The following is a 23,574-nucleotide window of genomic DNA, read 5'->3' as shown; positions in this document are numbered from 1 at the left end:
GACGCGATTCCGCCTGTCGCGGCCCCGGCCCCTGCCGTAGGTTCTATCCAGATGAGAGATACACCCCGCCCACAGGGGACTGTGGGCGATCTCAGGCCGGGGCCTCCCCAGCTTCGACCTGGTCGTGCCCTCGCGCACACAACCGGGGCCTCCGGCTCCGGATCTCCTCACCGATCGGACGGTCGCCCGCCCCAAACCCCCCGGGGCGCGCGGCGTTCCGATCCGGACGGCCGCCTCGGAACTACCCCCCCTGTTCCGGGGCGGCCGACCTCCTTCCTCCGCTTTCCCCTCGTGGGACTCCTGGGACTTCTGGGCCTGCCGGCCCTTCTCTTCGCGCTGATCACCTGGCAGGTCGTGGCCCATGGCCCGCTGCTCCGCCTGGACAGCCGCCTGAGCAGCGCACTCGTCCACCCGGACCGGTTCTCCGAGCTCCTCTCCGACCTCGGGAACGTGCAGGTCGCGGTCCCGGTCCTGGTGCTCGTCATCGCCCATGTCGCCCGGCGCGGCCGTGCCACCGGTACAGACCGGTGGTGGCTGCCGCCCACGGCCGCCGCCGTCCTGATGGCCCTGGTCCCGGCGGTCATCGTGCCGCTCAAGGACTGGACCGCCCGCCCGGGGACCCCGGTCGTCCCCCCGGCGGTCGGCTACTTCCCCTCCGGCCACACGGCGACGGCGGCGATCGCGTACGGCTCCGCGACCCTGATCCTCCTCCCCTGGCTCACGTCCGCCGCCGCCCGCCGGACCGTCGTCGCCGGCTGCGCGGCCCTGGTCCTCGGCGTCTCCTACGGCCTGGTCCGCCGCGGCTGGCACTGGCCGCTGGACGTGGTGGCCAGCTGGTGCCTGGCCACCGTCCTGCTGACGTCGCTGGGACTGGTGCTCACCCTCACCCGAAATACGCGTCGAAGTTCTTCTCGAACTCCCAGTTCGAGTACCGGTCCCAGTTGATCGACCAGGTCATCAGGCCGCGCAGGGCCGGCCAGGTGCCGTGGGTGGCGTACGACCCGCAGTTCGTCCTCTTCGTCAGGCAGTCCAGGGTCTTGGTGACCTCGGACGGGGCCACGTAGCCGTTGCCCGCGTTCGTCGAGGCCGGCATGCCGATCGCGATCTGGTCGGGGCGCAGCGGCGGGAAGACGTTGTTCGCGTCGCCCGCCACCGGGAAGCCGGTGAGCAGCATGTCGGTCATCGCGATGTGGAAGTCGGCGCCGCCCATGGAGTGGTACTGGTTGTCGAGGCCCATGATCGAGCCCGAGTTGTAGTCCTGGACGTGCAGCAGGGTCAGGTCGTCGCGGAGGGCGTAGATGACCGGGAGGTACGCCCCGCAGCGCGGGTCCTGGCCGCCGAACTTGCCGGTGCCGTAGAACTGGTAGCCCATCTGCACGAAGAACGTCTCCGGCGCCATGGACAGCACGAACTTCGAGCCGTACTTGGCCTTCAGCGTCTTCAGTGCGGAGATGAGGTTGACGATCACCGGGGTCGTCGGGTTCTTGAAGTCCGTGTCGCTCGCGTCCAGAGAGAGCGAGTGGCCCTCGAAGTCGATGTCGAGACCGTCGAGGCCGTAGGTGTCGATGATGTTCGAGACGGAGGAGACGAAGGTGTCCCGGGCGGCGGTCGTGGTGAGCTGGACCTGGCCGTTGGCGCCGCCGATCGATATCAGCACCTTCTTGCCGGCCGCCTGCTTGGCCTTGATCGCCGCCTTGAAGTCGGCGTCGCTCTCGACGTTGGCGCACTCGGTGACCGGGCAGCGGTTGAAGCGGATGTCCCCGGAGGTGGCCGAGGTGGGTTCGCCGAAGGCCAGGTCGATGACGTCCCAGCTGTCGGGGACGTCGGCGAGCCGGGTGTAGCCGGAGCCGTTGGCGAAGGAGGAGTGCAGGTAGCCGACGAGGGCGTGGGTGGGCAGGCCGGTGGAGCCTCCGGAGGAACCGGCGGTCGTGGTGGCCGTCACCGCGGCCGACTTCGCGGACTCGCCGGCGTCGTTCACGGCGGTGACCTGGAAGCTGTACGCCGTCGACGGGGACAGCCCGGTCACGGTGGCCGAAGTCCCGGTCGCCGTCTGGACCTTGGTCCCGTCCCGGTAGACCGCGTAGCTCGTGGCACCGCCGACCGCGGCCCAGGAGAGGGCGACACTGGAGGAGGTGACCGTGCCGGCGGTGAGGCCGGTGGGCGCGGTCGGCGGCTGGCCCGCGGAGGCGCCCGGTCCGACCAGCGACACGTCGTCGGCGTAGTAGGCGCCGGTGCCGTACCAGCCGTGGGTGTAGATGGTGACCTTGGTGGTGGAGGCGCCGGTGGTGAAGGTGGTGGTGAGTTTCTGCCAGTCGGGGGCGGACTGGGTCCAGGTGGAGACGTCGGTGCTGCCGGTGCCGCTCGCGCCGAGGTAGACGTAGGAGCCGCGGACGTAGCCGGACAGGGTGTACTGCGAGCTCGGCTTGACGGTCACGGTCTGCGCGCACTGGGCGTTGTCGCTGCCGGCCGGGGTCGCCTGGAGCGCGGAACTCCCGCTGTGCACGGGTGAGCCGACCGTCGTACCGCTGCCCGCCGTGCAGGCCCATCCGGAGAGACCGGACTCGAACCCGCCGTTGACGGCAAGATCCGCGTCGGCCGCACGGGCGGCCGACGAGAGCGCGGTGATCCCGGGTACGGCCAGCAGCAGGGCCGTGAGCATGGTGAGAACAGGTCTCGCACGAACCACAAGTGCCTCCGGTGGTGGGGGATTTGGAGGTGGGGTGCGCGCTCAATTTGGTCCAGACCAATTAGCTTGTCAAGAGCTACGGCTCTTCGCGATCCCCCACAGGGCAACGCCCCGTCAGGGGCGCGGGGAACTGCGCGACCAGCCACGACGAACTCGCAGCCGACCGACAACCCGCACGTGAACGGCGCCTAGTCACCGTCGGCCAAGCCGGCGGCCGCCTCATGCATCGCCAGCTCCAGCAGCCCCGGATCCGTCAACGTCCCCGACCCGTCCGGCACCACCAGCCACCGCACCCCCTGCGTCGACCGCCCCGGATACGGCACGACGATCCAGGTCCCGGCCCCCGCCGTGCGGATCCCGGTACCGAGCCACCTGGCGGCCGTACCGGGCGGCACGAAGAAGCCCACCCGGCCGTCCCCGAAGTCGACCAGGACGGGCCCCGGCTGGTCGAGGACGCGGGTGAGCACGTCGAGGGTCGGATAGCCGAGTTCGCCCGGCAGGATCAGCACGTCCCAGGCCCTGCCGGCGGGCAGCAGCGCGATCCCCAGCGGGTTGCGCTCCCATTCCCAGCGGCAGGCCTCGGGATCAGGTGCGACGGATGCCAGCCATTCGACCGCCGTCTTCGCCCCAGTCATCAGAAGACCTCCCCATCTCGCTCGTCGACGCGGGCGTCGCGTCACGGGGAGAGAGGGAGGTCTCCGGAGAGCATTACGCGGGTTTCACCGACCGATTGAAGTGACCTGGATCACACCTCAAAAGGGGTCGGCGCCGAACCGGCTCAGCTGTCGAAGCCCAGCCCCAGCCGGTCCATCGCCCTGAGCCACAGGTTGCGGCGGCCGCCGTGCGCGTCCGCGCGGGCCAGCGACCACTTGGTGAGGGCGATGCCCGTCCAGGCGAACGGCTCGGGCGGGAACGGCAGCGGCTTCTTGCGGACCATCTCCAGCCGGGTGCGCTCGGTCTCCTCCCCCGACAGCAGGTCCAGCATCACATCGGCCCCGAACCGGGTGGCCCCGACGCCGAGGCCGGTGTACCCGGCCGCGTACGCCACCTTCCCCTGGTGCGCGGTGCCGAAGAACGCCGAGAAGCGGGAGCAGGTGTCGATCGCGCCGCCCCAGGCGTGCGTGAAGCGGGCGCCCTCCAGCTGCGGGAAGCAGGTGAAGAAGTGCTCGGCGAGCTTGGCGTAGGTCTCCGGGCGGTCGTCGTACTCGCGGCGCACCCGGCCGCCGTAGTGGTGGATGGCGTCGTAACCGCCCCACAGGATGCGGTTGTCGGCGGACAGCCGGAAGTAGTGGAACTGGTTGGCGGAGTCCCCGAGGCCCTGCCGGTTCTTCCAGCCGATCGCGCCGAGCTGCTCGGCGCTGAGCGGCTCGGTCATCAGGGCGTAGTCGTAGACCGGGACGGTGTAGGCGCGGACCCGCTTGAGCAGGTTCGGGAAGATGTTGGTGGCGAGCACGACCTGCCGGGCGCGGACCGCCCCGTACGGGGTGCGTACGGCCATGCCGGCGCCGTAGGCCTTCAGGGCGACGGCGGGCGTGTGCTCGTACACCCGGACGCCGAGCGCGAGGCAGGCCTGCTTGAGGCCCCAGGCGAGCTTGGCCGGGTGGAGCATGGCCACGCCCCGGCGGTCGTACAGGCCCGCCTCGAAGGTCGGCGAGTTCACCTGTGCCCGCACCGCGTCGGCGTCGAGGAACTCCAGGTCCTCCGCGAGGCCCTGCTGCTCCAGTTCCTTGTGCCAGTCCCGCAGTTCCCACGCCTGGTAGGTCTCGGTCGCGACGTCGATCTCGCCGGTGCGCTCGAACTCGCAGTCGATGCCGTGCCGGGCGACGGCGGCCTCGATCTCGTCGAGGTTGCGCCGGCCCAGCTCCTCCAGGCGGTGGATCTCCCCGGGCCAGCGGGCGAGGCCGTTGGGCAGCCCGTGGGTGAGCGAGGCGGCGCAGAAGCCGCCGTTGCGGCCCGAGGCGGCCCAGCCCACCTCGTGGCCTTCCAGCAGGACCACATCGCGCCCGGGGTCGCGCTCCTTGGCGTTGAGCGCGGTCCACAGTCCGCTGTAGCCGCCGCCGACGACCAGCAGGTCGCAGGTGTCGGCGCCGGTCAGCGCGGGCTCGGGGTGGGGCTTGCCGGGGTCTTCCAGCCAGTACGGGACCGGCTGTGCTTCGGAGAGAGACCTGGTCCAATCTGCCTGACGGCTCATGGCGCTCGGGGCCATGATTTCAACTCCCTACAGAGTCAATTAGGGGTTATGCGGTTATGCCTTTTGCCTGTTGCGGCGGCTGTTGATGAGCATCGATGCCAGCACGAAGAGTACGGCGACCAGGAACATGGCCGTACCGATGACATTGATCTGGACGGGCGTGCCGCGCTGTGCCGAGCCCCAGACGAACATGGGGAAGGTGACGGTGGAGCCCGCGTTGAAATTGGTGATGATGAAATCGTCGAAGGAGAGCGCGAAGGAGAGCAGCGCGCCCGCCGCGATGCCGGGGGCCGCGATGGGGAGGGTGACCCTGACGAACGTCTGCACCGGTCCGGCGTAGAGGTCCCGGGCCGCCTCCTCCAGGCGCGGGTCCATCGACATCACACGCGCCTTGACGGCGGTGACGACGAAACTGAGGCAGAACATGATGTGGGCGATCAGGATGGTGTAGAAGCCCAGCTGGGCGCCCATGTTGAGGAACAGGGTGAGCAGCGAGGCCGCCATGACGACCTCGGGCATCGCCATCGGCAGGAAGATCAGCGAGTTCACCGCGCCACGGGCCCGGAACCGGTAGCGGACCAGCGCGAAGGCGATCATCGTGCCGAGCACGGTGGCGCCGATCGTCGCCAGGGTGGCGATCTGCAGGCTGATGGAGAGCGAGCCGCACATGTCGGCGACCCCGCACGGCTGCTTCCAGGCGTCGAGCGAGAACTGCTGCCATTCGTAGTTGAAGCGCCCCTTCGGTTTGTTGAAGGAGAACACCGTGACGATGACGTTCGGAAGGAGGAGATATCCGAGGGTCAGAATTCCCGCGATGACGACGAGATTCTTCTTGAACCAGTTGACGAAGGGCATTTAGACCAGATCCTCCGTCCCGGACCGACGGATGTAGATGGTGACCATGGCGAGGATCGCGGCCATGAGGATGAAGGACAGCGCGGCGGCCGTCGGGTAGTCCAGGATCCGCAGGAACTGCGTCTGGATCACGTTTCCGATCATGCGGGTGTCGGTCGAGCCGAGGAGTTCGGCGTTGACGTAGTCACCGGCCGCCGGGATGAAGGTCAGCAGCGTGCCGGAGACCACGCCCGGCATCGACAGCGGGAAGGTGACCTTCCGGAACGTCGTGAACGGCTTGGCGTACAGGTCGCCGGCCGCCTCGTGCAGCCGTCCGTCGATCCGCTCCAGCGAGGTGTAGAGCGGCAGGATCATGAACGGCAGGAAGTTGTACGTCAGACCGCAGACGACGGCGAGCGGGGTGGCCAGCACGCGGTCGCCGGCCGTCCAGCCGAGGAAGTCGGTGACGCTCAGGATGTGCAGCGAGTTCAGGACGTGCACGACCGGGCCGTTGTCGGCGAGGATCGTCTTCCAGGCCAGGGTGCGGATCAGGAAGCTGGTGAAGAACGGCGCGATCACCAGGATCATGATCAGGTTCCGCCAGCGGCCGGCGCGGAAGGCGATGAGGTACGCCAGCGGGTAGCCGAGCAGCAGGCACAGGACCGTGGCCGCGGCGGCGTAGAAGACGGACCTGAGGAACTGCGGCCAGTACTCGCTCAGCGCGTCCCAGTAGGTCACGAAGTGCCAGGTGACCTTGTAGCCCTCTTCCAGGGAGCCCGTCTGGATCGACGTGGACCCCTGGTAGATCATCGGCAGGGCGAAGAAGACGACCAGCCAGAGGATGCCGGGCAGCAGCAGCCAGTAGGGGGTCCACTTGCCGCGCTTGCGCGCGGGCTTCTTCGTCTCGGGTTCGGCGGCCGCCAGCGGCGGGGGCGCCTCGGAGAGCGTGGCCATCAGGCGGCCTCCTCCTCGGTGCCGGCGTCGATGTCCTGGGCGGCGTCGAGGCCGAAGGTGTGCGCCGGGCTCCAGTGCAGGACGACGTCGGCGCCGGGGACGAGCCGTCCGTCGCGCTCGACGTTCTGTACGTACACCGCGAACTCCGGGCAGACCGCGCTGTCGATGACGTACTGCGTGGAGACGCCGATGAAACTGGCGTCGGCGACCTTGCCGGTGATGCGGTTGCGGCCCTCGGGGATGGCGCCCGCGTCGTCCGCGTGCGTGAGGGAGATCTTCTCGGGCCGGACCCCGACCAGCACCTTGCCGCCGGTCGTGGTCGGCGCCGAACATCGCGCCTCGGGCAGCACCAGCTTCCCGCCGCCGGCCTTGAGGATGATGTCGTCCCCGTTCTTGGTGTCGACCTCGGCCTCGATGAGGTTGGACGTGCCGAGGAAGTTGGCGACGAAGGTCGTGTTCGGGTTCTCGTAGAGGTCGGCCGGGGAGCCGAGCTGCTCGACGCGCCCCGCGTTCATCACGGCGACCGTGTCGGCCATGGTCATGGCCTCCTCCTGGTCGTGCGTGACGTGGACGAAGGTGATGCCGACCTCGGTCTGGATCCGCTTGAGCTCCAGCTGCATCTGCCGGCGCAGCTTGAGGTCGAGGGCGCCGAGCGGCTCGTCGAGCAGGAGCACCTTGGGGTGGTTGATGAGCGCGCGGGCGACCGCGACGCGTTGCTGCTGGCCGCCGGAGAGCTGGTGCGGCTTCTTGCGCGCCTGCTCGCCGAGCTGCACCAGCTCCAGCATGTCCTCGACCTGCTTCTTCACACTCTTGATGCCGCGCCGGCGCAGGCCGAAGGCGACGTTCTCGAAGATGTCGAGGTGCGGGAAGAGGGCGTAGGACTGGAAGACCGTGTTCACCGGCCGCTTGTACGGCGGCAGATGGGTGACGTCCTGGTCGCCGAGGTGCACGGTGCCGCTGGTCGGCTCCTCCAGGCCCGCGATCATGCGCAGGGTGGTGGTCTTGCCGCAGCCCGAGGCACCGAGGAGGGCGAAGAAGGAGCCCTGCGGCACGGTCAGGTCCATCGGCCGTACGGCGGTGAAGCCGTTGTCGTAGGTCTTGCCGATGCCGGTGAGGCGGACGTCGCCGCTGCTGTCTGTCGTCATGGTGTCGTCACGCCCCTGTGAGCTTCGCGAACTTCTGCTGGTAGGCCGTCTCTTCCTTCGAGCTCAGGGAGCGGAAGGCACGGGACTTGGCCTGCATGGCCTTGTCGGGAACGATCAGCGGGTTGCTGGCCGCCGACTTGTCGATCTTGGCAAGGTACGGCTGTACGTCCGCGACCGGACTGACGTAGTTGATGTAGGCGGCGAGTTCCGCGGCCTGCTGGGGCTCGTAGTAGTAGTCGATGAGCCGCTCGGCGTTCGTCTTGTGGCGCGCTTTGTTGGGGATCAGCATGTTGTCGGTCGACGTCATGTAGCCGCTGGCCGGGATGACGTAGTCGACGTCCGGGTTGTCGGCCTGGAGCTGCACGATGTCGCCGCCCCAGGCGACGCAGGCGGCCAGGTCGCCCTTGCTGAGGTCCGAGGTGTAGTCGTTGCCGGTGAAGCGGCGGATCTGGCCCTTGTCGACGGCCTTCTGGAGCCGGGCGATCACCGCGTCGTAGTCGTCGTCGGTGAACGTCGCCGGGTCGATGCCCATGTCGAGCATGGTCATGCCGACGGTGTCCCGCATCTCGGTCAGCAGGCCGACGCGGCCCTTGAGCGCGGGGTTGTCGAGCAGGTCGGAGACCGACTTCACCTCGACACCGTTCAGCGCCTTCTTGTTGAAGGCGACCACGGTCGAGATGCCCTGCCAGGGGTACGAGTAGGCCCGGCCCGGGTCCCAGTCGGGGCTGCGGAACTGGTCCGACAGGTTGGCGAAGGCGTGCGGCAGGTTGGACGCGTCCAGCTTCTGGACGTAACCGAGCCTGATCATGCGGGCGGCCAGCCAGTCGGTGAGGACGATCAGGTCCCGGCCGGTGTCCTGGCCGGCGGCGAGCTGCGGCTGGATCTTGCCGAAGAACTCGTCGTTGTCGTTGATGTCCTCGGTGTACTTCACCGTGATCCCGGTCCGCTTGCGGAACGCGTCAAGGGTCGGATGCTTCTTCCCGCTGTCGTCGACGTCGATGTACTCGGGCCAGTTGGAGAAGTTGACGACCTTCTCCGTGGCCGAGTGGTCGTCGGCGGAGACCCCGCCCTGGGACTTGCCGGCCGCGGGGATGCCGCAGGCGCTCAGCGCCCCGACACCGCCCACCGCGAGCGCGCCGCCCAGGAACGACCGGCGGGCCAGGGCGGCCCGGCCGGTGCGGAGGCTGCGCCGGATGGCGGCCAGTTCGACCGGGGTCGGGCGGTCGGGCTCGTACTGCCTCATACGCTTGCTGCCCTTTCGGGAAGGGGGCCGCCTGACGAACGGCCGAAGATCTGACTATCGGTCCCCGAAGATCGTGCGGTGCCAGTCCTTCCGCGGCACCGCCGTATTGTCGAACATAACGTGCTTGACCTGGGTGTACTCCTCGAACGAGTACGTCGACATGTCCTTGCCGAAGCCGGATGCCTTGTAGCCGCCGTGCGGCATCTCGCTGATGATCGGAATGTGGTCGTTGACCCACACACACCCCGCCTTGATCTCGCGGGTCGCGCGGTTCGCCCGGTAGACGCCGCTGGTCCACGCGGAGGCGGCCAGACCGTACGGGGTGTCGTTGGCCAGCCGGATGCCCTCATCATCACTGTCGAACGGCAGAACGACCAGCACGGGGCCGAAGATCTCGGCCTGGACGATCTCGCTGTCCTGCGGCGCGTCGGCGATCAGGGTGGGCCGGTAGTAGGCACCGCTCTTCAGCTCGTCCTGCGGCGGCTCACCGCCGGTCACCACGCGCGCGTAGCCGCGCGCCCGCTCCACGAAGGCGGCGACCCGGTCCCGCTGGGCGTGCGAGATCAGCGGCCCGAGGTCGGTACCGGGAGCGAACGGGTCCCCGAGCCGCACGGTCTCCATCAGGGCGGCCGTCCCCTCCACGAACGCCTCGTAGAGCGGCCGCTGCACGTACGCGCGCGTGGCGGCGGTGCAGTCCTGCCCGGTGTTGATGAGCGCCCCGGCGACGGCCCCGTGCACGGCCGCCTCCAGATCCGCGTCGTCGAAGACCACGAAGGGCGCCTTGCCGCCGAGCTCCAGGTGGAGCCGCTTGACGGTCGCGGTGGCGACCTCGGCGACCCGCTTGCCGACACCGGTGGACCCGGTGAAGGACGTCATGGCCACGTCGGGGTGCCCGACAAGGTGTTCACCGGCCTCCTTCCCGGTCCCGGTGACGATGTTGATGACACCGTCCGGGATACCGGCGAGCGTGGCGGCCTCGGCGAAGAGCAGCGAGGTGAGCGGGGTGAGCTCGGCGGGCTTGAGCACGATGGTGTTGCCTGCGGCGATCGCCGGGAGGATCTTCCAGGCGGCCATCTGGAGCGGATAGTTCCAGGGCGCGATGGAACCGACGACCCCGATGGGCTCGCGGCGGACGTACGACGTGTGGTCACCGGAGTACTCGGCGGCGGCCTGCCCCTGGAGGTGCCGGGCGGCCCCCGCGAAGAACGCGGTGTTGTCGATGGTCCCCGGCACGTCGAACTCGCGCGTGAGCTTCAGCGGCTTGCCGCACTGGAGGGACTCGGCGCGGGCGAATTCCTCCGCCCGGTCGGCGAGCACGGCGGCGAACCGGTGCAGTGCGTCCGACCGCTCGCCGGGGGTCGTCCCGGCCCAGCCCGGAAAGGCCTCCCGCGCGGCGGCCACGGCCCGGTCGACGTCCGCCGGGCCGGCCAGCTCGTACGTGTACACGTCCGTGCCGGTGGCCGGGTCGACGACGGCGTGCGTACGCCCCGACGTGCCCTTGGCGAACCGTCCCGCGATGTACTGCGCGCCGTCCGCGAGCCGCTCCTGCGCGGGGAAGGTCTCCGGGGTGGCGGTGCCCGGGTTGTCCATGTCGCTTCTCCTCCGCCGTCACCCCGTCCCGAGAGGCGGGTGGCGTAGCTCCAGCTCGATTTGACTGCCGATCCTGACAGAGCAGAGGGCGACCAACAAGTGATTCCGTTGTTGCCTTTTGGTTACGCGACGGAATCTGTCGACCAGGTGTCGAGTCAGCAGGCAAAAGGCAGGACGCAGTGTCAGTGGTGGCTGCCAGACTGGCGTGCATGGCGAAGATCGATTCTGTGGAGGCCCTGATCAGGGCGGTCCGGGCGGGGGCCAGGATCAGGTACCTGCACTTCTGGGGACACCGGCCGAGGCCGGACGGGCAGGTCTCGGCGAGCTGCCTGAGCCAGTGGTGGCCGTCACGCTTCGTGGTCGACGGTGTCGGGTACGCGACCGCCGAGCACTGGATGATGGCAGGAAAGGCCCGCCTCTTCGGCGACGCGGAGGCGGAGCGGGCGATACTGGCGGCCGCACACCCCGCCGAGGCGAAGAAGGCGGGCCGACTGGTCCGGGGCTTCGACGAGGCGATATGGCAGCGGGAGCGCCTCGCGATCGTCACCGAGGGCAGCGTGCACAAGTTCACCGCCGACGCCGCCCTACGCGACTTCCTGCTGGCGACCGGCGACCGGGTCCTGGTGGAGGCGAGCCCGGTGGACCGGGTATGGGGTATCGGCCTCGCGGCGACGGATACGGCGGCGGAGGATCCGAGCCGGTGGAGGGGGCTGAACCTTTTGGGGTTCGCGTTGATGGAGGCGCGGGAGCGGTTGCGGGTGGCGGGGGCGTAGAACGATGAGGGGGTGGCGCTTCTGACCGACGGAACTGGTCCCACGTAAAGGGGCGCGGGACTGTATCGACATGCGGCTCCGCCGCGTGGGCGCGAAAGGCCCCCACCCAGCCGCACCCGACCGACAACCGGTCCACCCGAGCTATTGGCCCCCCTGACTCCCCGCCACCACGATCAGCGTGATGAACGCCGCGGCCAGCACCAGCCCCGCCGACCCGCAGATGATCCCGGCCAGCGCCTGCCCCCCGTTCGTCGCCACGCCCCGCCGCACCCGGGCCCGCCCGATCGACCCGAACACGATGCCCAGCACCCCCATCACCAGAGCCACCGGCGCCAGGCAGAACCCGATCGCGCTGATGATCCCGGTCACCATGGCGGCCGTCCCCAGCCCGTTGTCGGGCGCCGGCTGCATACCGGGCCAGCCGCCGTACCCCCCGGGCCCCGCCGGGTACGGCGGAAACGGCTGGCCGGGATACTGGCCGGGATAGCCGTAGGGGACCTGACCAGGCCCGTTCGGGGCTATCGGCGGTGGCGGCACGGCCGCACTGGGCGGCTGGTGCGCCGCAGGCGGAGCGTAGGGGTTGGGCGGCGCATGGGGGCTCGGCGCCGCGAAGGGATTCGCGGGCGGCACCGGCGGCGTGTCGGACGGCGCCGCGTAGGGATCGGCCCAGCCCTGGGGCATCGCCGCGACCGTCCGCTGCTCATGAGCCGAAGGCGGCCCCGGCACCGGCGCCTCCGCCCCGGCCCCCTCCCCCTCGTCGGCGGCCTTGTCCAGCCGTACCTTCGGAACCTCCGGCACCTCGTCAGCCATCGTGCGACGTCCCCTCTCCTGCGCGCATGCCGCCGTCATGCTACGGCCCGGCCGACCGTGGCTCCCCGGCCCGGCCTACGATGACCCCGAGTCACCGATCAGCCGATCACCGCGCAGGGCCCCACGGCCGTACCCCGCCGTAGGCGGCCCGCGCCGTTCCGGGGAGGAACCCCTTGACCGACCGTCACGCCGATCCCGCCGCCCCGCGCGATGTGCACGCCTTCGTCGCCGGACTGCCCAAGGCCGAACTGCACGTCCACCACGTCGGCTCCGCCTCCCCCCGCATCGTGTCGGAACTGGCCGCCCGCCACCCCGACTCCAAGGTCCCGACCGACCCCGAGGCGCTGGCCGACTACTTCACGTTCACGGACTTCGCCCACTTCATCGAGGTCTACCTCTCGGTCGTCGACCTGATCCGCACGCCCGAGGACGTGCGGCTGCTCACCTACGAGGTGGCCCGTGAGCTGGCCCGCCAGCAGGTGCGCTATGCCGAGCTGACGATCACCCCGTTCTCGTCCACCCGGCGCGGGATCGACGCGCGGGCCTTCATGGACGCGATCGAGGACGCGCGGAAGGCCGCGGAGTCCGAGTTCGGCACGGTGCTGCGCTGGTGCTTCGACATCCCCGGCGAGGCGGGCCTCGAAGCCGCCGACGAGACGGCACGGCTCGCGACCGACGACCGGGTCCGCCCGGAGGGCCTGGTCTCGTTCGGTCTCGGCGGCCCCGAGATCGGGGTGCCCCGGCCGCAGTTCAAGCCGTACTTCGACCGGGCGCTCGCGGCCGGCCTGCACTCCGTCCCGCACGCGGGCGAGACCACCGGCCCCGGCACCGTCTGGGACGCGCTGACCTACCTGGGCGCCGAGCGCATCGGCCACGGCACCAGCTCCGCGCAGGACCCGAAGCTCCTCGCCCACCTCGCCGAGCACCGCATCACCCTTGAGGTGTGCCCGACCTCCAACATCGCCACCCGCGCGGTCCGCACCCTCGAAGAACATCCGATCAAGGACTTCGTGGCTGCCGGTGTCCTGGTCACGGTCAACTCGGACGACCCGCCGATGTTCGGCACCGACCTGAACAACGAGTACGTCGTCGCCGCCCGCCTCCTCGGCCTTGACGAGCGCGGCATCGCGGACCTCGCGAAGAACGCGGTGGAGGCGTCCTTCCTGGACGTGACGGGCAAGGCGAGGATCTCGGCCGAGATCGACGCGTACACGAAGGCGTGGCTCGCCCCCTGACGAGCCCCTGCAAAACCGCTGCGGCGCCCTGAGACCATGGGCTCATGCAGACCGTGACCGCCGTGGCCCATCGCGGCGACCTCTACCGCTTCCGCGAGAACACGCTCGACTCCCTGCGTTCCGCGCTCCGCCTGGGCGCGGACGCGGTGGAGACCGACGTGCGCCTCACCCGTGACGGCGTGCCCGTGCTCCTGCACGACGAGACGCTCAAGCGGTTGTGGGAGCACGACCGCCCGCTGCGCACCCTGTCGGCGGACGAGGTGCGCGGCCTCACCTCGGGCGGTGTCCCGACCCTCGCCGAGGCGCTGGCGGCGACGGAGGGCAGCCGGGTGATGCTCGACCTGCCCGGGGAGCCGAGCGAGCGGGCGGTGGCGAGGATCGTGGCCGTGGCCCGGGAGTGCGGTGCGGCGGAGCGCGTCTACTACACGGGGGACGCGATGACGATGCTGGCGGTCCGGGCGGCCGACCCGTCCGCCGAGATCGCCCTGACCCGCAAGACCCTGGCGCCGGCCCGCCCCGCACTCCTGGACGCGATCCGCCCCCGCCACCTGAACTACCGCTTCAGCCTGCTCGATCCCGAACTGGTCGAACACGTCCACCACACCGGCTACCTGGTCTCCTGCTGGACCCCGGACACCCGCCGCTCCCTGCGCCGCCTGCTGGAGATGAGCGTCGACTCGATCACGACGAACAGGGTGGACCTTCTCAACACCCTGCGCTAAACCCGCGACCGTTGAGCCACCGTCGCCGCATCAGCAGGCACAGACCGCGTCACATACTGCGGAACCGGCGCCGAATCCTCCCCGTCGTCCCGCACCAGCCCATACCGAGTCGCCCCCTCCGGAGGCCCGTACAGCACATCCTTCTCCACCGCGTCCCACGACGACGGAAAGACGCCCAGCCCGTAGTCGGCCCCCCGCTCGTTCTGCGTGAGCGTCACACTCCCGTCGACATAGAAGTACTCGTTCTGCCACATCTGCTGAGCCCCCGACGGCAGCACCGCATACCCCACCGCCGAGTTCCCCATCCCCGTCGCGGTCGTGTCCGTCGTGCTCACCCGGTCGTCCATGCGCCGCCCGCCCCCGGACGCCACATGGAAGATCTTCCCCTTCAGCCCGGTCCAGGACGGCATGACCAGGCTCCCGGCCCGGTACTGCGGTGAGATCTGCCAGCGGACCAGCACATAGCCCTGTCCGGAGAGGGTGACACTGTCCCCGCGGTGGTTCAGTACGGCGTGTGCCCCGCCCGTACTGCTGATCCCGGCCTCCGGCCGATGCGGCAGCGCACCCGGCTTCGCGTCCGGGTCCGGCGCCGTGTCGACCGCGTCGACGACCGATCCGTAGACCGCCGCGCTCGCCGAAGCCGACGGGGACGGCGAGGTGGCAGGGGACGACGAGGGAGTGGCCACCGGCGCCTGCGGTACCGCACGCGTGACCGCCGCCGTCGGCGACACGGCGGTCCGCGGTGCCGGGTGATGCGGTGTCTGCACGACGACATACGCGCCGCCCGCCACGATCGTCGCCCCGGCGGCCACCGCCACCGCCGGCTTGGTCAGCGCGCCCAGCACCTTCGCCGACCAGCCCGCGGACGTGGTCGCGGCAGCGGCCGCCGTCTTTCCGCCGAGCGCCAGCGACAACGTGAAGCCGACCGGGACCGGTACCAGCGCGATCCCGACCAGCAGCCGTTCCGCCGGTACGACGGAGTCGCGGGTGTCGCCGCAGTAGCCGCAGCCCCGGATGTGCCGGGCCAGCCGCTTGCGCCAGACGGAGTCGGGCCGCCCGTCCCAGCGGGCGGTCAGCTCGCGCAGTTCGGGGCAGGCCCCGTCCAGCGCGCGCACGATGCCGCGCGAGGTCTCCAGCCGTTCCTTCAGCCGCTGGACGCGGACGGCGGCGTGCTGCCGGCTGATGCCGACGGCCGCCGCCAGTTCGCGCCGGGTGAGTTCGCCGGAGACCTCCAGCCACCACAGCGACACCAACTGCCGGTCCTCGGCGTCCAGCCAGCCCACGGCCTCCGCGACCTCCCGGCGCTGGCCCGCCAACTGGAGCCGCAGCACGGTGAGTTCGGCGAAGTCGGCGGTGCCGTCCGGGACCGCCTCGTCCAGTTTCCGGTCCTGCCTGCGGCGTGCCCGGTCCCGGACCTGCCGCATCGCGATGGCCACCAGCCAGGACCGGAAGCTGTCCGGGTCGCGCAGGGTGCCGAGGTTGTCGACGGCGCGCAGCATGGTCTCCTGGACCACGTCGTCGACGTCGGCGTGACCGTTGAGAGCACGCCCGACCACGTTGTAGACCAACGGCAGCCAGCCCTCGACCAGTTCGTCCAGCGCACGCCGGTCGCCCGCCTGCGCGGCCGCGACGGTGGCCCGCCACTGCCGCGCCCCCTGCACGTCCGTCCTCATAACCGCACCTTCTCAGCCGGAGCGGTGGCCTTGGCAATGTCGGGGATCACAGTGTGGAGACGGAGTGGAGGGTTCCGGGATAACACTTTTTTCGTCCCGGGCTCCTCGCCGCCCGCGGCCCCTAAGGGCTGAACCCTTGCAACTCCCTTATTTTCAGGTCCAGTTGCTGAGGGGCGGCTCAGGGCGACAGCCCTCCCCGCCGACGATCCGGCCGGCCACCGCGCCCCCGGAGGATGACCGGGTCCCTGCCCCCGTCCCCTCCCCTGGAGCCCACGCATGCGTGTCCGCACCCGGAGCACCGCACTCGCCGCCGCCCTCGCCGCCGCCGTCTCCCTGGCCCTCGCGGCCGGCCCACTGGCCGCCCCCGCCTTCGCCACCGCCCCGGCGCCCGCCACAGCTACCACGGCCACCACCCCCACCACCGGCCCGAACGCGGAAGCGCTGCGCGCCGCGATCGCCGGGCTGCCCGACGCGGACGCCACCGCCGCGCTCGTCCGGGTGGGCGGTACCGACGGCGTCTGGCGCGGCAGCGCGGGCGTGCACGACCTGGCGAGCGGCCGGGCGGCGGACCCGGACGCCCGTTTCCGGGCCGGTTCCACGACGAAGGTGGTGACGGCGGCGGTGGTGCTGAAGCTGGCCGCGCAGGGGCGGATCGACCTGGACCGGCCCGTCCAGCACTACCTCCCGGGCCTGTTCACCCGGGCCTTCCGGCCCATCACCGTAAGGGAGTTGCTCAACCACACCAGCGGCATCCAGGCCGGCGACGGCTGGGGCGACTCCTTCGAGGCGCAGTACGCGCACCGCTTCGACACGATCACCCCGGAGCAGGTCGTGCGGTCGGCGGTGGCGAAGGGACCCGAGTTCGCGCCGGGCACTCGGCAGGACTACCTCAACATCAACTACACCGTGCTCGGGCTGCTGATCGAGAAGGTGACCGGACGGTCGTACGCCTCGGTGGCCGAACGGCTGGTGCTGCGGCCCGCCGGGATGCGGGACACCTACTTCCCCGGCACCGACCCGCGCATCCGCGGCCCGCACAACCACGGCTACCAGAAGGTGACGAAGGCCGACGGGACGACGGAGTTCGTGGACGTCACGGAGTGGAACCAGGCGGACCGGTTCGCGGCCGGGGACATGATCTCCACGACCGCCGACCTGGAACGGCTGCTGACCTCCCTCTTCCGGGGGCGGATCGTGCCGCCGGGACCGCAGCTGGAGGAGATGTTCACGGTCCCGGCCGACATCGAAGGGGCCACCTACAGCGCCGGGTTGCAGCGGTTCGCGTACGAGGGCCAGGTGTACTGGCTCAAGTCGGGCTCCCGGTACGGCTACAGCGCGGTCATCGCCGGGACCCGGGACCTGAGCCGGACCCTCGTCTACTCGGTCGGCTCGACCGACGCGAAGGGCGAGGAGATGAACCCGGTCGCCGAGCGGATCGCGCTCGCCGCGCTCACCCGGGGGTCAGGGTGAGCGCTCCGGTGCAGATGGCGCCCGAGGTGAGGGCGGTCGGCGTGCCGTAGACCGTGGGGATGACCGGCCGTTGGTACCCCGGTACCAGTCCCCCGCCGAAGATTCCCCCGGGGTCCCAGGGCCCGGGGCCGTGCCGCTCCTACCTTCGACAGCAGACACCGCGACGAGACCGACCGACCGCGGCCGAGTGCGAGGCAGGAAGGCCCAGCTCCATGATCGAAGCGCGCGAACTGACAAAGCGATACGGCGACAAGACCGTCGTCGACCGTCTGAGCTTCACCGTGAAGCCCGGCGAGGTGACCGGCTTCCTCGGCCCCAACGGCGCGGGCAAGTCCACGACCATGCGGATGATCGTCGGCCTCGACGCCCCCACCCACGGCTCGGTCACCGTCAACGGCCGTTCCTACGCCGGGCACTCCGCGCCCCTGCACGAGATCGGCACCCTCCTGGAGGCCAAGTCCGTGCACCCGGGGCGCAGCGCGGGCAACCACCTCATGGCGCTCGCGTACACGCACGGCATTCCGCGCGGCCGCGTCGACGAGGTCATCGAGCTGGCCGGGCTGACCAGCGTGGCCGGCAAGCGGGTCGGCGCCTTCTCGCTCGGCATGGGCCAGCGGCTCGGCATCGCCGCGGCGCTGCTCGGCGACCCGGCGATCGTGATGCTCGACGAACCGGTCAACGGCCTCGACCCGGAGGGCGTGCTCTGGGTGCGCAACCTGCTGCGCGGGCTCGCCGACGAGGGCCGGGCCGTGATGCTCTCCTCGCACCTGATGAGCGAGACCGCGCTGATCGCCGACCACCTGGTGATCATCGGGCGGGGCAGGCTGCTCGCGGACACCACGGTCGAGGACTTCACCCGGGAGGCGGGCGGCGGTGGCGTGAAGGTCGTCACCGCCGAGCCCGCCAGGCTGCGCTCGCTGCTGGCCGGACCCGACGTCACGATCACCTCCTCGTCCGCCGAGGAACTGCTGGTCGCGGGCCGGGACGCCCGGGAGATCGGGACGATCGCCGCCCAGCACGGCGTACCGCTGTACGCACTCACCCCGCAGGCCGTCTCCCTGGAGACGGCGTTCATGGACCTCACCCGGGACGTGGTCGAGTACCAGAGCGCTCCGGCCGGCACCGCGCGAAAGGCAGCCTGATGACCGTCACCAGCATCGCCACCGCCCGCCCGACGACGTACAAGGTGTCCGGCCGCCGGGTGCTGCGCTCGGAGTGGGCCAAGTTCTGGTCGCTGCGCTCCAGTTGGATCACCCTCGCGGTCGCCGTGTTCCTGCTGGTCCTGTTCGGGACGATCGCCAGCTACACCTACAGCCCGGGCGCCACGGCGGGCGGCCCGCCCGGCCGGAGCAGCGGCACGAGCGACGCGGTCAGCCTGGCCCTGACCGGCGTGACGTTCGCGTCGCTGGCCGTGGGCGTGCTCGGGGTGCTGCTGTCGGCGGGCGAGTACAGCACCGGCATGATCCGGTCCACGCTCACCGCCGTCCCGCGCCGCCTGCCGGTGCTGTGGTCGAAGGCCGCCGTGATCGGCCCGATCGCGCTGCTCCTCGCCACCCTCGGCGCGCTGGCCGCGTTCGGTCTCGGCTCGCCCGGTCTGGACGGCGAGAAGATCTCCCTGTCGCTCGGCGACGACGGGGTGCTGCGCAGCCTCGCCGGGGCCGGCCTCTACCTCGCCCTGGTCGCCGTCTTCGGGGTGGCCCTGGGCCTGCTGCTGCGCAACTCCGCCGGGGCCATCGCCTCCCTGGTCGGCATCCTGCTCATCCTGCCCGGGCTGGCCTCGCTGCTGCCGGACTCCTGGTACGACACCCTCAGCCCCTACTTCCCGAGCAACGCGGGCCAGGCGGTGTACGCCCTGCACCAGTCCTCCGACGCCCTCTCGCCCGGCGCGGGCATCGCCGTCTTCGCCGGCTGGGTGGCCCTGACCCTGGCCGCGGCGGCGTACCGGCTGGTCAGGAACGACGTCTGAGCCGGGCCCGGCACACGAGACACCCCTGGAGCCGAGGACAATGGCCGGCATGAGTACGCCGCACCGCGCGGCAGCCGCCGGGGACACCGCCCGGGGGACGGCGAGCACGCCGTCCCCCGGGTTCGACGCGGCCTGGGCGCATCCCCTGCTGGGCCGGTTGCTGCGCGACCGCAGCCGCCGGCGGCTGCTGGACCGGCGGCATCCGTGGTTGTTCGACACCGCGCTGGTGCTGTTCATGCTGCTGATCAGCCTGCCCGACCTGCTGATGGTCGACCACAACTCCCCCTTCGCGCACACGGCCACCCCGGACAGGCTGCCGACCGGCGTCCTGTGCGCCTTCATCGCCGCGCTGGTCCTTCCGCTGTGGTGGCGTCGCCGGGCCCCGGCCGTCGTGTACTTCACGATCCTCGCCGTGAACCTGGTCGAGTGGTCGGCGGGGGTCTGGCTGCGGGCGGGCATCGCCACGCTCGTCGCCCTCTACACCCTGGCCCGCAACGGCTCCCTGCGCGTGCTGGGCTGAGCGTCGGCGCGCTGGCCCTGGGCGCCAACGTCCTGGCACCGATCGACCATCCGCTGCTCGGCACCTTCTTCCTGCTGGGCTCGCTGACCGCGGCGGTCGCCGTCGGCCTGACGGTCCGGATCCGGGGGCTCTATCTGGCGGCCCTGGAGGACCGCGCCCGGCAGCTGGAGATCGAGCAGGAGCAGCGGGTCCGGCTCACCGCTGCCGCCGAGCGCTCCCGGGTCGCCCGGGAGATGCACGACATCGTCGGCCACAACCTCTCGGTGATGGTCAGCGTCGCCGACGGCGCGGCGGTCCTCGCCGGCAACCGGGGCGAGCGGTCCGCGGAGGCCCTGCGGATCCTCGGCGACACCGGCCGGCAGGCGATGAGCGAGCTGCGCCGGGTCCTCGGCGTGCTGCGCGAGGGCGCCGACGACGAGCGGCCGCTCGCGCCGCAGCCGGGCATCGGGGACCTGGACCCGCTGCTGGCCCGGGTCCGGGCGGCGGGGCTGCCGGTGACGTACCGGACGATGGGCGACCCGGACGCGCTGGGCGACGGTGTCCAGCTCACCGTCTACCGGATCGTGCAGGAGTCGCTGACCAACACCCTCAAGCACGCGGGTCCGGGGGCGTCCGCCGAGGTGACGGTGGCCGTCGCGCCGGGCAGGGTGCATGTCGGGGTCGCGGACACCGGCGCACCGCCGGAGCCGTCCGGCGGCTCCACCGGCACCACCGGCAGTACCGGGCACGGCCTGGTCGGCATCCGGCAGCGGGCCGCGATGTACGGCGGCACGGTCGTCGCCGGACCGCGCGAGGACGGCCCCGGCTGGCTGGTCGACGTCGTCCTCGACGTGCCCTCCGTACCTCCGGCTCCGGGAGAGAAGCCGTGACGACCGTACTGATCGCCGACGACCAGCCGCTCCAGCGGATGGGCGTGCGGATGCTGCTGGAGGGCACCCCCGGTCTGGAGCCGGTCGGGGAGGCGGAGAACGGCGCCCAGGCCGTGCGGCTCGCCGCCGAACTGCGGCCCGACGTCGTCCTCATGGACATCCGGATGCCCGGCATGGACGGGCTGGAGGCGACCCGGCGGATCGTCGCCACCGGCGGCCGTACCCGCGTCCTCATCGTGACCACCTTCGACCTCGACGAGTACGCGTACGACGGGCTGCGCGCCGGGGCCAGCGGCTTCCTGCTCAAGGACACCCGGCCCGAGGAACTGGTCGCGGGCATCCACGCGGTCGCGAGCGGCGACGCGGTGGTGGCCCCCTCGCTGACCCGGCGCCTCCTGGACGCCTACGCCCACCGGGTCCTGGCGCCCGCGTCGGCCGTCGAGGACCCCCGGCTGCGTTCGCTGAGCGACCGCGAGCGCGAGGTCCTGGTCGCGATCGGCCGGGGCTGGAACAACACCGAGATCGCCGAGCGCCTGGTCCTCACCGAGTCGACCGTGAAGAAGCACGTCGGCCGGGTCCTCGCCAAGATCGGGGCGCGCGACCGGATCCAGGCAGTGATCACGGCGTACGACGCCGGACTGGTGCGGGCCAAGTAGCCGGGCCAAGTAGCCGGGCCGAGCAATCGGGCCGAGCAACCGGACCAAGTAACCGGACCCCCTCTCCCGGTACGGCGGCTCCAGGCGTAGCATGTGAACGAAACTGTTTCGTTCAGGGAACGGACCTCGCATGGAGAAGACAGGCATGGTCTCCGTACTCGTCGTCAACGACCAATCCCTCCAGCGCCTCGCCGTGCGTATGCTCCTCGCCGCCGAGCCCGGCCTGACGGTCGTCGGGGAGGCGGCGGACGGGGACGAGGCGATCCGTGCGAGCGCCGCGCTCCGCCCCGACGTCGTCCTGATGGACAGCCAGCTGTCCCGGGCCGGCGCCATCGACACCATCCGGCACATCACCCGCCCGGCCGCCCGGACCCGCACCCCCGACCTCACCGGTGCGGCGGCGGCCGGCTCCCGGGTCCTGGTGCTGACCGCGGCCGGGCAGGAGGCGGACGCCTGGGCGGCCCTGCGGGCGGGCGCCGGCGGCTTCCTGCTCAACGACGCCGACCCGGCCGAACTGACCGCGGCCATCCGGGTGGTGGCCGCCGGCGACGCCGTCATCACGCCCGGTCTGACCCGCGCGCTCATCGACGCCGTCCGCCAGCAGCACACCGTCCGCCCCCTCCCCCGCACCTCGGGACTCGGCGCCCTGACCGGGCGCGAGCGCGACGTCCTGATCGCCGTGGCCGCCGGCTGGACCAACGCCGAGATCGCCGAGTGGCTGTCGATCGCCCCGACCACCGTGAAGACCCACGTCAGCAATGTCCTCGCGAAGATCGGCGCCCGGGCCCGGGTACAGGCGGTGACCTTCGCCTACGAGTCGGGACTGATCCGGCCGGCGGCCTGAGCGGCAGCGCCCCGAAGGGGGCGGGGCTGTGCCCATTTGCGGCTCCGCCGCGTGGGCGCGACCAGCCACGACGGCGCCGCAGACGGCAGACGGCAGACGGCACATTCAGCGGAACGCTCAGAAGCTCTCGCCGCCCAGCGCCTTGATGAAGGCCAACGGGTTCCAGTACTCGCGGTACTTGACGATCCTGCCGTCCTTGAACGTCACGAACGTCGCGTAACTCATGTCGTACGGGTTCCCGTTGGCCAGCACCCGGCCGGTGACGGTCCAGTCGGCGACGGCCGTGTCCGGGTCGTCGGTCGCCTGAATGGTCGCCGACGTGATCCGGTGCACGTCGATGAGGTCGGGGTAGCCCTTCAGGTACTCATAGACGGCCGCCCGGCCCTCCAGCCGGGTCGGGCTGCCCTCGGGGGCGAAGGGGAACTCGACGACGACGTTCTCGTCGCACTGGTCCGCCCAGGCCTTCATGTCCTTGGAGAGGAAGATGTCGAGGCTGCGCCGCACCAGGTCGGCAGCGGAAAGGGTCTCGCTCATGGTTCGTTCCCATCGTGATGCGAAGTGGGCCACGCGAAAATGTGGCTAGCCACATAATTACTTGGCTAGCCACACAAGTCAAGCGGTTCGCGGCTCAGGTGAAGAGGCCGCCGCCGTCCACGGTCAGGATCTGGCCCGTCAGCGCCTCGCCCTCGGGGCTCGCCAGGAAGCCGACGGTCGCCGACACGTCCTCGGGCGTCAGCGCGCGGGGCAGCGCCTGCCCGGCCTGGGAGGCCTCGAAGGCGGCGTCCGGCTGGTACGCGGTGGACGCGGTCCGGGTCAGACCGGGCGCCACCCCGGTCACCGCGATCCCGTACCGCCCGAGCGCGGCGGCGAGCGAACGGGTGAGGCCGATCAGCGCACCCTTGCTCGTCACGTACGCCAGGAGGTCCGGGCTCGGCGGCTTCCAGAAGGTGTCGGAGACGATGTGCACGATCCGGCCGAAGCCGCGCTCCCGCATGCCGGGCACGAACGCCTGGGCGAGCAGTACCGCGGACTCGACGTTGACCGCCTGGACCCGGCGCCAGGCGTCCAGGTCGACGGTCTCCACGTCCATCAGGTCGGTGGCGGCGGCCGCGTGCACCAGCACGTCGCACCGCCCGTTCTCGGCCAGCACGCGGCCGGCGGCCGCCCGGACGTCGTCGGCGTCGGACAGGTCGCAGGCGATGTCGCCGGCGCGGTCCAGGACGCGCACGACAAAGCCGCGCCCTGTCAGCTCGCGCACGATCGCGCCGCCGATGGCGCCGGCCCCGCCCACGACGACGGCGACCCTGGGGGTGTTGGGGTTTTCGGACATCAGATGCTCCTGGGAACGGTGCGGATGCGCCGGTGCGGTGCGCCGACGGCTGCCCCTGCCGTC

22 protein-coding genes and 1 pseudogene are annotated in these 23,574 nt (G+C 71.1%); 11 read left to right on the top strand and 12 right to left on the bottom strand.

What is annotated here, in order from left to right; genetic code table 11:
• Positions 1–81 precede the first annotated feature (81 nt).
• Positions 82–945 carry a phosphatase PAP2 family protein gene (locus ACWGKQ_RS47025; protein WP_453298250.1) on the top strand — a complete coding sequence of 288 codons (864 nt, stop codon included), beginning with the start codon at positions 82–84 and terminating at the stop codon, positions 943–945.
• On the opposite strand, the gene ACWGKQ_RS47020 is transcribed toward ACWGKQ_RS47025, so the two are convergent.
• From ACWGKQ_RS47020 to ACWGKQ_RS46985, 8 genes are all read right to left on the bottom strand, one after another.
• Positions 884–2,659 (bottom strand): chitinase, encoded by a 1,776-nt coding sequence (locus ACWGKQ_RS47020; RefSeq protein WP_453298249.1) that lies wholly within the window; start codon positions 2,657–2,659, stop codon positions 884–886. The genes ACWGKQ_RS47025 and ACWGKQ_RS47020 overlap by 62 nt on opposite strands.
• Positions 2,660–2,874: 215 nt before the next feature.
• Positions 2,875–3,321 carry a hypothetical protein gene (locus tag ACWGKQ_RS47015; RefSeq protein WP_453298248.1) on the bottom strand — a complete coding sequence of 149 codons (447 nt, stop codon included), beginning with the start codon at positions 3,319–3,321 and terminating at the stop codon, positions 2,875–2,877.
• Positions 3,322–3,464: 143 nt separating this feature from the next.
• Entirely contained in the window at positions 3,465–4,892 is a 1,428-nt protein-coding gene (locus ACWGKQ_RS47010; RefSeq protein WP_453298247.1) for an NAD(P)/FAD-dependent oxidoreductase, read from the bottom strand.
• 39 nt (positions 4,893–4,931) lie between these two features.
• On the bottom strand, positions 4,932–5,732 hold the full coding sequence (locus tag ACWGKQ_RS47005) for an ABC transporter permease (protein WP_453298246.1): 801 nt from the start codon (positions 5,730–5,732) through the stop codon (positions 4,932–4,934).
• On the bottom strand, positions 5,733–6,665 hold the full coding sequence (locus ACWGKQ_RS47000; protein WP_453298245.1) for an ABC transporter permease: 933 nt from the start codon (positions 6,663–6,665) through the stop codon (positions 5,733–5,735). It lies immediately after the preceding gene.
• Entirely contained in the window at positions 6,665–7,810 is a 1,146-nt protein-coding gene (locus tag ACWGKQ_RS46995) for an ABC transporter ATP-binding protein (protein ID WP_453298244.1), read from the bottom strand. The genes ACWGKQ_RS47000 and ACWGKQ_RS46995 overlap by 1 nt, the downstream gene beginning before the upstream one ends.
• Positions 7,811–7,817: 7 nt before the next feature.
• Positions 7,818–9,053, bottom strand: a complete 1,236-nt coding sequence (locus ACWGKQ_RS46990; RefSeq protein WP_453298243.1) for a polyamine ABC transporter substrate-binding protein — start codon at positions 9,051–9,053, stop codon at positions 7,818–7,820.
• A 54-nt stretch (positions 9,054–9,107) separates the two neighbouring features.
• Positions 9,108–10,643: a gamma-aminobutyraldehyde dehydrogenase gene (locus ACWGKQ_RS46985; protein ID WP_453298242.1), complete on the bottom strand. Its 1,536-nt coding sequence runs from the start codon at positions 10,641–10,643 to the stop codon at positions 9,108–9,110.
• A 209-nt stretch (positions 10,644–10,852) separates the two neighbouring features.
• Here ACWGKQ_RS46985 and ACWGKQ_RS46980 point away from each other — a divergent pair, with 209 nt between their 5' ends.
• The gene (locus ACWGKQ_RS46980; protein ID WP_453298241.1) at positions 10,853–11,416 is read left to right on the top strand and encodes an NADAR family protein; all 564 of its coding nucleotides are present in this window, start codon (positions 10,853–10,855) and stop codon (positions 11,414–11,416) included.
• A 141-nt stretch (positions 11,417–11,557) separates the two neighbouring features.
• Here ACWGKQ_RS46980 and ACWGKQ_RS46975 read toward each other — a convergent pair whose 3' ends face one another.
• The gene (locus ACWGKQ_RS46975) at positions 11,558–12,226 is read right to left on the bottom strand and encodes a DUF4190 domain-containing protein (protein ID WP_453298240.1); all 669 of its coding nucleotides are present in this window, start codon (positions 12,224–12,226) and stop codon (positions 11,558–11,560) included.
• Positions 12,227–12,263: 37 nt separating this feature from the next.
• Here ACWGKQ_RS46975 and ACWGKQ_RS46970 point away from each other — a divergent pair.
• Both ACWGKQ_RS46970 and ACWGKQ_RS46965 read left to right on the top strand, forming a co-directional pair.
• Positions 12,264–13,461 (top strand): annotated as a pseudogene (locus ACWGKQ_RS46970) (adenosine deaminase).
• Positions 13,462–13,505: 44 nt separating this feature from the next.
• Complete coding sequence (locus ACWGKQ_RS46965) at positions 13,506–14,183, top strand: glycerophosphodiester phosphodiesterase (RefSeq protein WP_453298239.1); 678 nt, start codon at positions 13,506–13,508, stop codon at positions 14,181–14,183.
• Here the strand turns inward: ACWGKQ_RS46965 and ACWGKQ_RS46960 are convergent.
• Positions 14,180–15,856: an RNA polymerase sigma factor gene (locus ACWGKQ_RS46960; RefSeq protein WP_453298238.1), complete on the bottom strand. Its 1,677-nt coding sequence runs from the start codon at positions 15,854–15,856 to the stop codon at positions 14,180–14,182. The genes ACWGKQ_RS46965 and ACWGKQ_RS46960 overlap by 4 nt on opposite strands.
• Positions 15,857–16,132: 276 nt before the next feature.
• Here ACWGKQ_RS46960 and ACWGKQ_RS46955 point away from each other — a divergent pair, with 276 nt between their 5' ends.
• From ACWGKQ_RS46955 to ACWGKQ_RS46925, 7 genes are all read left to right on the top strand, one after another.
• Positions 16,133–17,326 carry a serine hydrolase domain-containing protein gene (locus ACWGKQ_RS46955; RefSeq protein ID WP_453298237.1) on the top strand — a complete coding sequence of 398 codons (1,194 nt, stop codon included), beginning with the start codon at positions 16,133–16,135 and terminating at the stop codon, positions 17,324–17,326.
• Positions 17,327–17,538: 212 nt separating this feature from the next.
• Positions 17,539–18,468 carry an ABC transporter ATP-binding protein gene (locus ACWGKQ_RS46950; RefSeq protein WP_453298236.1) on the top strand — a complete coding sequence of 310 codons (930 nt, stop codon included), beginning with the start codon at positions 17,539–17,541 and terminating at the stop codon, positions 18,466–18,468.
• A complete protein-coding gene (locus tag ACWGKQ_RS46945; protein WP_453298235.1) occupies positions 18,468–19,292 on the top strand; it encodes an ABC transporter permease in 825 nt (274 codons plus the stop codon). Before ACWGKQ_RS46950 ends, ACWGKQ_RS46945 begins: the two co-directional genes overlap by 1 nt.
• Positions 19,293–19,341: 49 nt before the next feature.
• On the top strand, positions 19,342–19,812 hold the full coding sequence (locus ACWGKQ_RS46940; protein ID WP_453298234.1) for a DUF7134 domain-containing protein: 471 nt from the start codon (positions 19,342–19,344) through the stop codon (positions 19,810–19,812).
• Positions 19,719–20,681 carry a sensor histidine kinase gene (locus ACWGKQ_RS46935; protein WP_453298233.1) on the top strand — a complete coding sequence of 321 codons (963 nt, stop codon included), beginning with the start codon at positions 19,719–19,721 and terminating at the stop codon, positions 20,679–20,681. Before ACWGKQ_RS46940 ends, ACWGKQ_RS46935 begins: the two co-directional genes overlap by 94 nt.
• Complete coding sequence (locus ACWGKQ_RS46930) at positions 20,678–21,337, top strand: response regulator (RefSeq protein WP_453298232.1); 660 nt, start codon at positions 20,678–20,680, stop codon at positions 21,335–21,337. The genes ACWGKQ_RS46935 and ACWGKQ_RS46930 overlap by 4 nt, the downstream gene beginning before the upstream one ends.
• A gap of 145 nt (positions 21,338–21,482) precedes the next feature.
• Positions 21,483–22,181, top strand: a complete 699-nt coding sequence (locus ACWGKQ_RS46925) for a LuxR C-terminal-related transcriptional regulator (RefSeq protein WP_453298255.1) — start codon at positions 21,483–21,485, stop codon at positions 22,179–22,181.
• 117 nt (positions 22,182–22,298) lie between these two features.
• Here ACWGKQ_RS46925 and ACWGKQ_RS46920 read toward each other — a convergent pair whose 3' ends face one another.
• Together ACWGKQ_RS46920 and ACWGKQ_RS46915 are read right to left on the bottom strand one after the other, a co-directional pair.
• Positions 22,299–22,715, bottom strand: a complete 417-nt coding sequence (locus ACWGKQ_RS46920; RefSeq protein ID WP_453298231.1) for a nuclear transport factor 2 family protein — start codon at positions 22,713–22,715, stop codon at positions 22,299–22,301.
• Between the two features lie 94 nt (positions 22,716–22,809).
• Positions 22,810–23,574: SDR family NAD(P)-dependent oxidoreductase (locus ACWGKQ_RS46915; protein WP_453298230.1), on the bottom strand; the 765-nt coding region annotated here is incomplete at its 5' end.

It is taken from the genome of Streptomyces sp. NPDC054770 (assembly GCF_053611985.1).
This window is presented reverse-complemented; position numbering and strand designations above follow the sequence as displayed.